This window comes from Micromonospora sp. NPDC005252, assembly GCF_042872475.1.
Taxonomy (GTDB): domain Bacteria; phylum Actinomycetota; class Actinomycetes; order Mycobacteriales; family Micromonosporaceae; genus Micromonospora.
Window position 1 is genome coordinate 107,928 of the sequence record NZ_JBIAKN010000012.1, and the last position, 13,331, is coordinate 121,258.

Consider the following 13,331-nt stretch of genomic DNA (forward strand, 5'->3'; position numbering starts at 1 on the left):
CGTTGAGCCAGGAGGCACGTGACCTGAGCTGGCTGGTGAGCGCGTTCGCAGAGCGGGTGCCGGGTGTGGCGCACGCGGTGGTGGTCTCCTCCGACGGGCTGCTGGTGGCGATCTCCGACCATCTGCCCCGCGACCACGCGGACAAGCTCGCCGCGGTGACGTCCGGGCTGATGAGCATCACGGCGGGCGCGGCGCAGATGTTCGACGGCGACATCGTCAAGCAAACGGTGGTCGAGATGGGCCGGGGCTACTTCCTCGTGATGCAGGTGCGCGACGGATCGATCCTGGCCACGCTCGCGGCCGGCGACGCGGACATCGGCGTGGTGGGCTACGAGATGGCCCGGCTGGCGAAGCAGGCGGGGGAGATGCTCACCCCTGCCCTGCGGGCGGAGTTGCAGCAGGCGCTGCCCCGCTGAACGTTGCCGACCGTGACCCGGACGGTCACCGGCTCACCCGGAGCCGAGCCGTCCGGGCCCGGCCGTCCGGGCGGCCCGCTCAGAAACCGCCCTCGGCGATGACGGAGCGGTACCAGTGGGCGCTGCGCTTGAGCACCCGGCGCTGGGTGGCGTAGTCCACGTAGACCAGGCCCCAGCGTTGGTCGTACCCTTCGTCCCACTCGAAGTTGTCGAGCATCGACCACACGTGGAAGCTCTCCAGCGGCACTCCGGCGCTGATGGCGCGGTGCGCGGCGGCCAGGTGGTCGCGCAGGAAGGTGATCCGGCCGCTGTCGTCGACGGTGTCGTCGGCGGCCAGGGTGTCGGGGGTGGGCAGGCCGTTCTCGGTGACGGTGAGCGGGATCGGGCCGTAGTCGCGGGTGACCCGGGTCAGGATGTCGTACATCCCGTCGGGGTAGATCTGCTGCCAACCGGCCTCGGAGGTCGGCCACCGGTGTTCGGTGCTGCCGTCGGCCGTGACGTAGATGGGCGTGTAGTACTGCACGGCCAGCAGGTCGACCGGCGACGAGATCACCGCCAGGTCGCCGTCGCGGATGCCGCGAACCATCCGGCTCTGCGGGCCCAGGTCGGCCAGCACGTCCTGCGGGTAGCTGCCCTTGAGCAGCGAGTCGAGGTAGAGGCGGTTCTCGTAGCCGTCGTAGAGCTGGGCGGCGGCGCCGGCCTCGGGGGAGTCGTCGGTGGGGTAGCAGGGGTGCAGGTTGAGCGCGGGGCCGATCCGGCCGGTGCCGTTGGCGGCGCGCAGCGCGCGGACCGCGAGGCCGTGGGCCAGTTGCAGGTGGTGGGCGACGAGGTAGGCGGCGTCCGGGTCCTGCCGGCCGGGCGCGTGGTGGCCCATGAGATAGCCGTTCTGGACGACGGTCTTGGGCTCGTTGATGGTGAGCCAGACCGGCACCCGGTCACCGAGGGCGGTGAACACCGCGTCGGCGTAGTCGGCGAAGCGGTGGGCGGTGTCGCGGGACTCCCAGCCGTCGGCGTCCTGCAACGCCTGCGGCAGGTCCCAGTGGAACAGGGTGGCCATCGGGGCGATGCCGCGCTCGTGCAGGCCGTCGAGGAGGCGGCGGTAGAAGTCGAGCCCGCGCTGGTTGGGCGCGCCGGTGCCGTCGGGCTGAACGCGGGGCCAGGAGATGGAGAAGCGGTAGCTGCGCAGACCCAGGTCGCGCATCAGGTCGAGGTCTTCGGCGTACCGGTGGTAGTGGTCCGCGGCCACGTCGCCGGTGTCGCCGTTGCGGGTACGCCCGGGGACACGACTGAAGGTGTCCCAGACCGACTCGCCGCGGCCGTCCTCCTTGGTTGCGCCCTCGATCTGGTAAGCGGAGGTGGCCGCGCCCCAGCCGAAGTCGCGGGGAAAGCGCAGCGGGCCGGCGGGCCCGGTAGGTATCGACATGGATTCTCCTCGTGGATACGGGGCCGCCGCCGAGATTCGGGAGCGCTCCCAGAATAGGCCAGGAGCGGCCGGCCCCGTGAGCCGGCCGTCACGGCGGCCGGACATGGCGGGTCGAGGCGGGTGAGGGCCCCGGACAGCGAACGAGGCCGACCGGGCGGCGCTTGGCGCCTGTCCCGTCGGCCTCTTTTCCCATTGTGTACGGGGGTTTAGTGTGGGGACGGGGGAGGGCAACCCCCGTCCCCACCGTAACTGCACACACACGGGCGGAATTTGGGTCCTGCCGTGCGTGTCGCGCGGGAGCCGGGCCACGCGAGTGGCTCTGGTTCCACCTCCCTCCCTGTGGCGGGATGATGGCTGACGGCGGCGTCCGGGCTGGCCCGCCGTCGGCCTTCGGGTTGGTTCCCCGGGGCCCGCCACGAGGACGGTCCCGGTGATCTTCCAGTTGGAACCTTTGTCGATGGAAGCGCTCCCATCGACCGATGTTGCGACTGTAACGCCCGTCACGCCTTTGTGAAAGACCCAAAACGAGATCGAAACAACTGGGTGATCCCGTCCCCTGTGCGCTTGTTGTGGGAGCGCTTCCATGGCACACTGTCGATTCAACGCGACAGGAGCCAGATCGCGTGGGCGCGGGTCCGCCGAGGGCAGCCGGCAGCACGACTTCCGGTCACGGCACCCGAGCGCAGCCGGCGGGACCCCCTCCCGCGCGGGCCGCACCGCCGCACCCCGGCCGGGCCCGGGGCAACCACCTTCCCGGCGCCTCGAATCCCCCGCGTACCACCACACCCGCGGGCAGGCGCCTCGCCGGGGATCATCCCGGCCTGGTCCGAGGAGACACCGCGCACATGAGACAACTGGCACGACGCCGCCGAGTGGCGATCCTCGCCGCCGCCGCGCTCGCCATCGGCGGGGTGACCCTGCCCGCCGGCGCCGCGCAGGCCGCACCCGCCTGCGACGTGGTCTACGCGACCAACGACTGGAACACCGGCTTCACCGCCAACGTGACCATCAAGAACCTGGGCGACGCGGTCAGCAACTGGACGCTCAAGTGGACCTTCCCGAACAGCAGCCAGCGCGTCACCCAGGGCTGGTCGGCCAGGTTCAGCCAGTCCGGCAGTGAGGTCACCGCGACCAACGAGTCGTACAACGGCAACCTCGGCACCGGGGCTTCCACCACCATCGGCTTCAACGGGTCCTACTCGGGCAGCAACCCGAAGCCCACCTCGTTCACCCTGAACGGCACCTCCTGCAACGGCACCCCGGCCAACCAGCCGCCGACGGTCTCCCTCGCCCTGCCGAGCGGGCCGTTCACCGCCCCGGCCGACGTGCCGCTGACCGCCACGGCCAGCGACCCGGACGGGACGATCAGCAAGGTCGAGTTCTACCGCAACGGCCTGCTGATCAACACCGACACCACCGCGCCGTACACGTACACGCAGGAGGACCTGCCGGCCGGCAACTACACGGTGCAGGCCAAGGCGTACGACAACGCCAACGGCATCGGGGTCGCCGAGAAGGCGTTCACCGTCGGCGCCGCCAGCGGCCCGACGCTGATCGCCACGCCGTCCGCGGTGAGCGTCAACGAGGGTGGCACGACCACCTTCAACCTCAAGCTCAGCGCCGCGCCGACGGCCAGCGTGCCGGTCACCCTCACCCGCAGCGGAGACACCGACGTCACGGTCTCGCCGAGCACCGTCACCCTGACCCCGAGCAACTGGAACACCGGGGTCACCGTCACGGTCGCCGCGGCGGAGGACACCGACACCGTCGGCGGCACCGCCACCATCACCGCGTCCGCCACCGGTCTCGCACCCCTGGCGGTCACCGCCACCGAGATCGACAACGACACCCCCGGCGGCGACAACGCCTACATCAAGAAGTTCCTCGCCCAGTACGGCAAGATCAAGAACTCGGGCTACTTCAGCCCCGAGGGCGTGCCGTACCACTCGGTCGAGACGCTGATCGTCGAGGCGCCGGACTACGGCCACGAGACCACCTCGGAGGCGTTCAGCTTCTGGATCTGGCTGGAGGCCCAGTACGGCCGCGTCACCCAGAACTGGGCGCCGTTCAACAACGCCTGGACGGTGATGGAGAAGTACATCATCCCGTCGCACGCCGACCAGCCCACCGCGGGCTCCGCCGGCACACCGCAGTACGCCGCGGAGTACAACCTGCCCAGCCAGTACCCCTCGGCGCTGAACCCGAACATCTCCGTCGGGCAGGACCCGCTCCGCTCGGAGCTCCAGTCCACCTACGGCACCGGCGACATCTACGGCATGCACTGGTTGATGGACGTCGACAACACCTACGGCTTCGGCCGCTGCGGTGACGGCACCACCAAGCCGGCGTACATCAACACCTTCCAGCGGGGCACCCAGGAGTCGGTGTGGGAGACCGTCCCGCAGCCGTCCTGCGACACCTTCAAGCACGGCGGTCAGTACGGCTACCTCGACCTGTTCGTCAAGGACACCGGCACTCCCGCCAAGCAGTGGAAGTACACCAACGCCCCGGACGCCGACGCCCGTGCCGTGCAGGCCGCGTACTGGGCGCTGACCTGGGCCAAGGCGCAGGGCAAGCAGGCCGACGTCGCCGCCACCGTGGCCAAGGCCGCCAAGATGGGCGACTACCTGCGGTACGCGATGTTCGACAAGTACTTCAAGAAGATCGGCAACTGCGTCGGGGCCAGCACCTGCCCCGCCGGCAGCGGCAAGGACTCGGCGCACTACCTGCTGTCCTGGTACTACGCCTGGGGCGGCGCGTACGACACCAGCCAGAACTGGTCCTGGCGAATCGGGTCCAGCCACAACCACTTCGGCTACCAGAACCCGTTCGCGGCCTGGGCGCTGACCAACACGCCGGAGCTCAAGCCGCAGTCGTCGACCGCGGTCGCCGACTGGACCAAGAGCTTCGACCGGCAGCTGGAGTTCTACACCTGGCTGCAGTCGTCCGAGGGCGGCATCGCCGGCGGCGCGACCAACAGCTGGGACGGCAGCTACGCCCAGCCGCCGTCGGGCACCAGCACCTTCTACGGCATGTTCTACGACGTCGACCCGGTCTACAACGACCCGCCGTCGAACCAGTGGTTCGGCATGCAGGCGTGGTCGATGCAGCGGGTCGCCGAGCTGTACCTGCAGACCGGCAACGCGAAGGCCAAGGCGCTGCTGGACAAGTGGGTGCCGTGGGCGATCGCCAACACGACGGTCGGCACCAACTGGTCGATCCCGTCGGACATGAAGTGGACCGGTCAGCCGATCACCTGGAACCCGTCCAGCCCGCAGCCCAACACCAACCTGCACGTCGAGGTGATCAGCAAGGGCCAGGACGTCGGCGTCGCCGCCTCCTACGCCCGGACCCTGATCGCGTACGCGGCCAAGTCGGGCAACGCGGCGGCGAAGACCACCGCCAAGGGCCTGCTGGACGCGCTCGACGCCGCCAGTGACGCGAAGGGCGTCTCCACCACCGAGACGCGTGGCGACTACAAGCGCTTCGACGACACCTACGACGCGTCCACCGGGCAGGGCCTCTACGTCCCGCCGGGCTGGACCGGGAAGATGCCCAACGGCGACGCCATCGCCGCCGGCAAGAGCTTCCTCGACATCCGGTCCTTCTACAAGAACGACCCGGACTGGCCCAAGGTGCAGGCGTACCTGAACGGTGGTGCGGAGCCCAGCTTCAACTACCACCGCTTCTGGGCGCAGGCCGACGTGGCCATGGCGTACGCCGACTACGGGACCCTGTTCCCGAACGGCTGAGAGCCACCCGGGGTGGGTGGAGTGCCCCGCCCACCCCGGGGTTCGGCCGGGTCCGGGGGAACGATGGGACCCGGCCGGCGGACGGCCTGACACCCACGGTCAGGCCGGGGTGGGCCGGTCATCTGGCCAACGCAGCGGGTCGACCGGCCCACCCCACCGCCCGGACTGAAGACTGCCGCGAAAAAGCCCAGAAATTCGGGCTGTCGCGGGATCACACCAATGAGGATGACGGAGTAACGTACGTCACCGGAGAGGCCGCTCCCCCCGTGGCGGCCTCTCCACTTTTTATGCCCGCCGGGGCCCCTTCCCGGCCGGCTCGTCGGGCCGGATGTCCGGGTCGCCGGTGACCGGGTGACGCAGCCCCGGGTGCCCGGTCGGCAACGACCGGCGCAGCACCACCCAACTCACCGCGAGTGCCGCCGCGACCAGCGGCCAGGTCAACGCGATCCGGGCCACCACGAGCGCGAGCACCTGCCCACTCAGGTACAGCGGGACGAACACCGCCACCCGCACCACATAGGTCGCCGTCCACACCCAACTCGCCCGGCCGTACCCGCGCAGCAGCGCCGGATCCCGCCGCCACCGGGCCCGCTGGCCCAGCGCCGCGCCGACCAGCACGCCCAGCAGCGGCCAGCGCACCACGATGCTCACGGCCCAGGCCAGCGCGCTGGCGGCGTTCGACAGCAACTGGATCAGAAAGAAATTCTCGGCCCGGCCGGTCCGCACCGCGATCAGCGCCGCGACGCAGACGGCGAGCAGCCCGATCAGCACTGAGCGCGGCCGGTCGCCCCGCCGCAGCCGTACGCCGGCCACCACGACGCCCACGGCGAGCGCCGCGCCCACCCCGGCCCACAGCGACTCGCCGCCGATCAGCCAGCCCAGCGCGAACGCCACCGGCGGCAGGGTGGCGTCCACCGCTCCCCGCCGCCCACCCAGCAGGTCCGCCAGGGACTCGGCCGGGGCCGCTCCGCCGGCCTGCCGACCGGCCGTCGTCGCCCGGTCCGGGCCGGGCTCGACCTGGCCGGACTCCCGCTCCGGTGTGCCGCCCACCGCCACCTCCTCGCCTCCGCCTCAACCTAACCGCCGGGAGCCGGTGGGCCACCGGCCGACCGGCCGGCGCCGGCCGCTACGGTGTGCGGATGCGCGCGACGGCACGGGGTTGGACCGCGGTCTGGTTGGTCGTACTGGCGCTCGTCCAGGCGGCCGCCTTCCTTGCCGTCTGGCGGGTGGCCGTGCACACCGAGATCGGTCAGTGGGTCGACACGGTCGCCCTGACCGGCAACGAGATCGGCCACGACCGCATCGACGGGCCGGTGGACCGGATCCTCAACGCGATGTCGGTGGTCTCCCTGCTCGCCGCCACCGCGATGATCGGCTTCATCGCGCTCATCCGGGGGCGGATCGCCCTGGCCGTCACCGCGACCCTGCTCATCGCCGGGGCGAACGTCTCCACCCAACTGCTCAAGTACGGCCTGAGCCGGCCCGACCTCGGCCTCGACCCGGAGCGCGCCGCGGTGGGCAACAGCCTCCCCAGTGGGCACACCGCCGTGGCCGCGTCGGTGGCGGTCGCGCTCATGCTCGTCCTGCCGCCCAAGGTGCGGGCCGTCGGCGCCTTCGTCGGCGCGAGTTACGCCGCCATCGCCGGGGTGGCGACCCTGTCCGCCGGTTGGCACCGACCCAGCGACGCGGTCGCCGCCTACCTGGTGGTGGGCGTCTGGGCGGCGCTGGCGGGACTGGTCCTGCTGATCACCCAACGCGAGCAGGCCCAGATCGCGCCCGGTGACGCCCACCGCGTCGCCGCGGTCGTGCTCGGTGTGGCCGGCGTGCTCGCCCTGATCGCCTCCGGACTGGCCCTCACCTGGCTGGTGGACCTGCGCGGGACCGGCCCGGAGGAGTTGAGCCGCCGCCCGCTCTTCGTCGGGTACGCGGGCAGCGCCGCCGGCATCGCCGGCACAATGGCGCTGGTGATGGCGCTGGTGCTGACCGTCGTTCACCGGCTGGTGCCCCGGGTCAAGGGTTGAGCCGACCGGTGGACCCGGTTCGCGCGGCGTTCCGTGCCGAGTGCGTACGGCTCACCGAGATCCTGGCCGAGGTGGACGCCGTCGACCTCGACCGGCCCACCCCCTGCCCGCCGTGGACCGTCCGGGAGTTGCTCGCGCACGTGCGCACCGGCGCCGGACGGCTGGCCGACATGCTCGCCGCCCCCGCCCCGCCGCGCGCCGAGGTGGACGCCGCCCGGTATTTCGGCGCGGCGAAGTTCACCCCGCAGGTGGACGCCGACCGCATCGCCGGCGGCCGCCGCGACGCGCGGCAGGTGCACCGGGAGGCGTTGGCGACCGGGTTCGAGCGGGCCTGGCGGGCCGCCGACGCGGCGGTCGCCGTGGCCCCGCCCGATCGGGTGGTCCGGACCCGGCACGGCGACGCGATGCTCCTCACCGAGTTCCTGCGGACCCGGGTGGTCGAGGTGGGCGTGCACGGCCTGGACCTGGCGGCGGCGCTGGACCGCCCGCCGTGGCTCACCCCGCGTGCGGCCGCGGTGATCGCCCAACTGCTCACCGCAGGGCGACCCGCACCGGCCGCGTTGGGCTGGGACCGGCTGACCCTGATCCGCAAGACCACCGGCCGTGCGGCACTGACCGTCCCGGAACGGGCCGCGATCGACGCCGCCGGTTTCCGCTGGCTCGCCTTCGGCCGCTGACCCCGACCGCCGTCGCGAGTCGCCCGCGCTGGCCCGTCACCGGGTGCCGCTGACGCCGCCCCGGCCGGTCAGCCCGCCGGACGAGGCGCGGGAACGTGCGGGGCCGGCCCGGTCGGTCAGCCCGCCGGTCGGGGCGCGGGAACGTGCGGGGCGACGCCCCGCAGGTGCGTGAGCACCACCGGGTCGATGCGCCCCGGCACCAACCGCTCCTCCAGGTTCTCCAGCCCTGCCCAGGAGACCAGCGCCGCCTCCGTCCCGGCGTCGCCGACCGGGTGACCGAGCGCGGTGAGCAACGTCGCCACCTCGTCGGCGACCGCGCCGCTCAGGTCGAGCAGGGTCGCCGGGTCGGGCCGACTGAACAGCATGGTGTGCACGGCCAGCAGCCGACCCAGCTCGGTGACCGGGTCCGGATGGTCGTCCACCCGCAGGTCGATCAGCACGTCGCTGGTGCCGCCGTACCCTCCGCCGCGCTCGACCACCAGCAGGCCGGCGCTCTGCCGGCCGCGCCGGTCCCCGCCGGCCTCGTCACCGGCGCGCAGCGCCGCGACCAGCCGCTCGGCGAACGGCAGCGCCGAGGAGGCCAGCCACGCGTCGCCCAGCGCGTCGACGACCTCCGGGCCGGTGAGGACGTTGCCCTGCGCGGCCCAGCCGTCGCCGGTCCGCCCGCCGGCCCACGGGTGGCAGGCCGGGCCGGTCCAGCTCGCACCCGGGCCGCTGACGCCCACCACGCCGAGTTGCCGGTGCTCCCGCTCGGCGTCGGCGGCGATCAGGCCGGCCACCACGTCGGCGGCGGCCACCCCGGTGCGGAGCAGCGTCAGCCCCTGCGGGCGGTAGGCGAGGTTGACGTGCGCCTGGGTGGCCAGCGCGCCGACCTCGGCCTGCGCGGCCGGCACCAGCGCCCCGGCGGCGAGGAACTTGCTGGCCACGACGACGCCGTGGCGGCGGCCGTCGGCGGAGCGGGCGACGAGGGAGAAGGTCACCCGCCGAGACTAACCGGCTGTTGGGCGTACGCCGACGGTCAGAACGGGGTCGCGGCGGCCTCCGGCGGCGCGCCCCGCGCCCGGCGGGCGTCGGCGACCGCGACGCCGCCCAGCACGAGCACTCCGGCGGCCAAGGCGGCCAGCCCCGGCAGGAACAGCAGCGGTACGACCACCGCCGCCAGCACCAGGATGGCGATCCACCGCGACGGGGAGACCCGCCCGAACACCTCGTACTCGAAACGGGCCCGGCCGGCCAGGAACAGCGCGGGTCCGCCGAGCACCATGGCCAGCCACGCCCCCGGGGCATGGCCCAGCGGATGATCGATGATCAGCTCGTAGCCGACCGCCGTGGCGGCCAGGCCGACCACCATCACCAGGTGCGTGTCGGCCGCCGAGCGGCCGATGTTCGCCGGGTGGCGGGCCGTCATCACGGCCTCGCCCAGGATCTGCCCGGCGCGCTGGACGTAGATCCGCCACAGCATGATCGACGTGGCCACCGAGAGCGCGAAGGCCCACGCGTGCCCCGACTCGTACGGGCCCTTGCTGTACGCGAAACCGGCCACCAGGATCGTCTCGCCCAGCGCCACGAGAAAGAACTGCTGGTACCGCTCGGCCAGGTGCTCCCCGGCGATCTCCCACTTCGAGACCGTCGACCGGCCCAGGCCCGGCACCGGCCAGCCGCACCGCGCCGCCAGGTACTCGATGAGCAACGCCAGCGCCCAGAGCATCACCTGCCCGTTGATGGGCAGCAACGCCCCACCGATCCAGAACACCCCGCTGACGGCGAACACCACGGTCATCCGCACCTTCAACCGGCGGTACGGATGCGGTCCCAACGCGATCGACAGGATCAGCGGCCGGGTCACCTGCGCGACGACGTACGCTGTCGCGAACGTCAGCCCGGTCTCGCTGAACGCCCGGGGGATCGCGACCCCCATCACCATGCTGGCCACGAGCGCGGTCAACACCACGGTCTGCAGCGGTGCCCGGTACGGGTCGTAGCGGCTGGTCGTCCACGCGGTGCCCTGCCAGACCGCCCAGAGCGCCAGCAGCAACAGCAGCGTCTTGCCGCTGCCGGTGACCGCCGGCCAGCCCAGCTGCGCCGGGCTCTCGGTCAGGTCCTCGAACGCACGCGCGGAGATCCGGGTGAGCGCGAAGACGTAGACCAGGTCGAAGAAGAGCTCCAGGAACGTGGCCCGACCGGGCGCGGTCGCCGCCGGGACCGGCTCCAGGTGTCCCGCCGCCCTGGAACCCATGGTCAGCGGCCTGCGCCGGTGCTCCGGTCCACCTCGAAGTCGTAGCACCTCGGCCGGCACGCGCGGCCGCGAACCGGCGATTCTGCCCACTTCGGGGATCTTGCTCGCAGGCCCCGTCAACGGGCACGATCGATCGGTGACGAATCGATGGGGCATGACGGTGCCGTTGGGCGGGATCCCGCTGGCCGATCACCAGGCGGTCTACGCGACCCTCGATAGCGCCGGGTTCACCGACGTGTGGTCCTCCGAGGTCGCCGGGACCGACGCGTTCACCCCGCTGGCCCTCGCCGCGGCGTGGCAGCCGCGGCTGCGGCTGGGCACCGCGATCACCCCGGTCTTCACCCGCGGCCCCGGGCTGCTCGCCATGAGCGCGGCGGCGCTCGCCGAGGCGGCCCCGGGCCGGTTCGCGCTCGGCATCGGCGCGTCCTCGCCGGTGCTCGTGCGGGACTGGAACGCGGTGCGGTTCGACGAGCCGTTCCGACGTACCCGCGACGTCCTGCGGTTCCTGCGCGCCGCGCTGCGCGGTGAGACGGTGGACGAGGTCTACGACACCTTCACGGTGCGCCGGTTCACCCTCGAACGGCCACCGGCGGTGCCGCCGCCGATCCTGCTCGCCGCGCTGCGCCCGGGCATGCTCCGACTCGCCGGCGCCGAGGCCGACGGGGTCATCCTCAACTGGCTCAGCGCCGAGGACGTGCCGCGGACCCTCGCGGAGTTGGGCGAGCGGCGTGCCGGCTTTGAGGTAGCCGCCCGGATCTTCGTCTGCCCCACCGAGGACGCCGCGTACGCCCGCACGCTCGGCCGCCGGCTGATCACCAGCTACCTCACCGTGCCGGCGTACGCCGAATTCCATCGCTGGCTCGGCCGCACCGAGGCGCTGGCGCCGATGTGGGAGGCCTGGGCCGCGGGGGACCGGCGTGCCGCCAGCGCGGCGGTGCCCGACGAGGTCGTCGACGCCCTGGTGCTGCACGGCTCGCCGGAGCGGTGCCGAGCCCAGGTCCGCCGCTACGCCGACGCCGGCGTGGACGTGCCGGTCCTCGCGCTGCTGCCCACCCCCGAGGTGACCGCCGGCAGCGCCGCCGCGCTGATGACCCTCATCGCCCGGTTGGGCACCGAGCCCGTGGGAGCGTCCCAGTGAATCTGACCGACCGGATCGCGGTGGTCACCGGCGGCGCCGGCGGCATCGGGGCGGCACTGTCACGGCGCTTCGCCGCCGAGGGCGCCGCCGCGGTGGTCGTCGCCGACCTGGACGCCGAGGCGGCCCATGCCGTGGCCGAGGGCATCGGCCCGGTGGCGCACGCCGCCGCCCTCGACGTCACCGACGAGGCCCAGGTCCGCGCGCTCGTCGACGACACCGAACGGCGCTTCGGCCGCATCGACCTGTTCTGCGCCAACGCGGGGGTGACCACCGGCGGGGGAATCGAGGTCGACGACGCGGCCTGGGATCGCGCGTGGCGGGTCAACGTGCTCGCCCACGTCTACTCGGCCCGCGCGGTGCTGCCCGGCATGCTCGCCCGCGGCGGCGGCCACCTGCTGCACACCTGCTCGGCGGCGGGCGTGCTGACCGCGGTGGGCGACGCCGCGTACACCGCGACGAAGCACGCCTCGGTGGGCTTCGCCGAGTGGCTCGCCATCACCTACCGGGACCGGGGCATCCGGGTCAGCGCCCTCTGCCCGCAGGGTGTGGACACCCCGATGCTCGCCGACGGCATCGTCGAGGGCCACCTGGGCGCCCGGGTGATCGCCGCCTCCGGAGAGGTGCTCACCCCGGACCAGGTCGCCGAGGCGACCATCGCCGGGCTGGCCGAGGAGCGGTTCCTCATCCTGCCGCACCCGGAGGTCGCCGACTACGCCCGCCGCCGCGCCGAGGACCCGGACGGCTGGCAGGCCGGCCTCCGCAAGCTGGTCCGCCGACTGACGGCCTGACGGTCTGGGGCGTGTGTCAAAGTCCTCGTCGAGCCGAAGCTTTGACACACGTCCTAGCGGCCCGGAACGCGCCCGGCGGCCAGGAGGTGCGCGCTCGATCCGATCAGCGCCGGCTCGGTGCTGTAGACGCGGGCCAGATCCAACGCCGCGGAGAAGACCGTGTCCTGCGCCGGCCCACCTGCCGCAGCCTCCGCCGCCGTCCACGCCGGGCCCTCCACCCCGTGTACGACGACGTCGGTCAGCCCTGCCGCCGAACACTCGTCGGTGATCTCCTCGACCCGATGGAAGTACGCGTGGGTGAAGCCGGTCCGTGGATCGTTGGTGCCGTCGGTCAGCAGGTTCCTGGCCTCGTCGAGCAGCCGCTCGTCGAGGCGTGCGGTGGCGGCGAAGTCCAGCGGACCGGCGAAACGGGAGATGACGGCCGCCACGATGAGACCGCCGGGGCGGGTGACCCGGACGGCCTCCCGGAGCGCCTGGAGCCGGTCGGCGCCGTCCACCAGGTGGTAGAGCGGCCCCAGGAGCAGCGCGGCGTCGTACGCGTCGTCGGCGTCGGGAAGCGCTCGCGCGTCGGCGACCCGTGCCTCGACGGGTGGCTGCCCGCCGCGTGCCTGCGCGACGTGACTCGGCACCAGGTCGACGAGACGGACCTCGTAGCCGGCAACGGCGAGGGCCCTCGCGTACTCGCCGGTGCCTCCGCCGATGTCCAGGACACGGGCACCCGGGCCGGGCAGGAGATCCCGCAGGAGCTGCGTCGTGCGGATCCACTCCAGTCGTGCCTGCGGGCGGGCGGAGAGCCGCTGGTCCTCGCGGTAGCGCAGCGTGTAGTAGTCGACGATCTCGCTCGTGTGCTGATCCACCCCCTGATGCTCGTCGTTACGCC

General features: G+C 72.8%; 11 protein-coding genes. 6 read left to right on the forward strand and 5 right to left on the reverse strand.

Annotation, left to right across the window (positions count from 1 at the left end; translation table 11 throughout):
- The first annotated feature begins 2 nt into the window (after positions 1-2).
- Positions 3-416, forward strand: coding sequence for a roadblock/LC7 domain-containing protein (locus tag ACFYPH_RS26590; protein WP_197281421.1), 414 nt, complete (start codon positions 3-5; stop codon positions 414-416).
- A 79-nt stretch (positions 417-495) separates the two neighbouring features.
- Here ACFYPH_RS26590 and ACFYPH_RS26595 read toward each other — a convergent pair whose 3' ends face one another.
- Positions 496-1,839: a GH1 family beta-glucosidase gene (locus tag ACFYPH_RS26595; RefSeq protein WP_354863185.1), complete on the reverse strand. Its 1,344-nt coding sequence runs from the start codon at positions 1,837-1,839 to the stop codon at positions 496-498.
- A gap of 845 nt (positions 1,840-2,684) precedes the next feature.
- On the opposite strand from ACFYPH_RS26595, the gene ACFYPH_RS26600 reads away from it, so the two are divergent.
- The gene (locus ACFYPH_RS26600) at positions 2,685-5,591 is read left to right on the forward strand and encodes a glycoside hydrolase family 48 protein (RefSeq protein WP_355066806.1); all 2,907 of its coding nucleotides are present in this window, start codon (positions 2,685-2,687) and stop codon (positions 5,589-5,591) included.
- A gap of 285 nt (positions 5,592-5,876) precedes the next feature.
- On the opposite strand, the gene ACFYPH_RS26605 is transcribed toward ACFYPH_RS26600, so the two are convergent.
- A complete protein-coding gene (locus tag ACFYPH_RS26605; protein ID WP_387185512.1) occupies positions 5,877-6,641 on the reverse strand; it encodes a DUF3159 domain-containing protein in 765 nt (254 codons plus the stop codon).
- Positions 6,642-6,724: 83 nt separating this feature from the next.
- On the opposite strand from ACFYPH_RS26605, the gene ACFYPH_RS26610 reads away from it, so the two are divergent.
- The gene (locus ACFYPH_RS26610) at positions 6,725-7,612 is read left to right on the forward strand and encodes a phosphatase PAP2 family protein (protein WP_354858533.1); all 888 of its coding nucleotides are present in this window, start codon (positions 6,725-6,727) and stop codon (positions 7,610-7,612) included.
- 8 nt (positions 7,613-7,620) lie between these two features.
- Complete coding sequence (locus tag ACFYPH_RS26615) at positions 7,621-8,289, forward strand: maleylpyruvate isomerase N-terminal domain-containing protein (protein WP_387185516.1); 669 nt, start codon at positions 7,621-7,623, stop codon at positions 8,287-8,289.
- A 116-nt stretch (positions 8,290-8,405) separates the two neighbouring features.
- Here the strand turns inward: ACFYPH_RS26615 and ACFYPH_RS26620 are convergent, their stop codons facing one another.
- Positions 8,406-9,269, reverse strand: coding sequence for a DUF1028 domain-containing protein (locus ACFYPH_RS26620; protein WP_387185518.1), 864 nt, complete (start codon positions 9,267-9,269; stop codon positions 8,406-8,408).
- 38 nt (positions 9,270-9,307) lie between these two features.
- Positions 9,308-10,525: a low temperature requirement protein A gene (locus ACFYPH_RS26625; RefSeq protein ID WP_354858540.1), complete on the reverse strand. Its 1,218-nt coding sequence runs from the start codon at positions 10,523-10,525 to the stop codon at positions 9,308-9,310.
- Positions 10,526-10,679: 154 nt separating this feature from the next.
- On the opposite strand from ACFYPH_RS26625, the gene ACFYPH_RS26630 reads away from it, so the two are divergent.
- Together ACFYPH_RS26630 and ACFYPH_RS26635 are read left to right on the forward strand one after the other, a co-directional pair.
- Positions 10,680-11,663: an LLM class F420-dependent oxidoreductase gene (locus ACFYPH_RS26630; protein ID WP_354858600.1), complete on the forward strand. Its 984-nt coding sequence runs from the start codon at positions 10,680-10,682 to the stop codon at positions 11,661-11,663.
- On the forward strand, positions 11,660-12,451 hold the full coding sequence (locus ACFYPH_RS26635) for an SDR family oxidoreductase (RefSeq protein WP_387185521.1): 792 nt from the start codon (positions 11,660-11,662) through the stop codon (positions 12,449-12,451). The genes ACFYPH_RS26630 and ACFYPH_RS26635 overlap by 4 nt, the downstream gene beginning before the upstream one ends.
- Before the next feature lie 53 nt (positions 12,452-12,504).
- Here the strand turns inward: ACFYPH_RS26635 and ACFYPH_RS26640 are convergent, their stop codons facing one another.
- Positions 12,505-13,308 (reverse strand): class I SAM-dependent methyltransferase, encoded by an 804-nt coding sequence (locus tag ACFYPH_RS26640; protein WP_387185524.1) that lies wholly within the window; start codon positions 13,306-13,308, stop codon positions 12,505-12,507.
- Positions 13,309-13,331: the final 23 nt, after the last annotated feature.

Excerpts from the sequence above, each read along its gene's own strand:
- ACFYPH_RS26595 (WP_354863185.1), bottom strand. The coding sequence starts at position 1,839 with ATGTCGATACCTACCGGGCCCGCCGGCCCGCTGCGCTTTCCCCGCGAC.
- ACFYPH_RS26600 (WP_355066806.1), top strand. The coding sequence starts at position 2,685 with ATGAGACAACTGGCACGACGCCGCCGAGTGGCGATCCTCGCCGCCGCC.
- ACFYPH_RS26625 (WP_354858540.1), bottom strand. The coding sequence starts at position 10,525 with ATGGGTTCCAGGGCGGCGGGACACCTGGAGCCGGTCCCGGCGGCGACC.
- ACFYPH_RS26630 (WP_354858600.1), top strand. The coding sequence starts at position 10,680 with ATGACGGTGCCGTTGGGCGGGATCCCGCTGGCCGATCACCAGGCGGTC.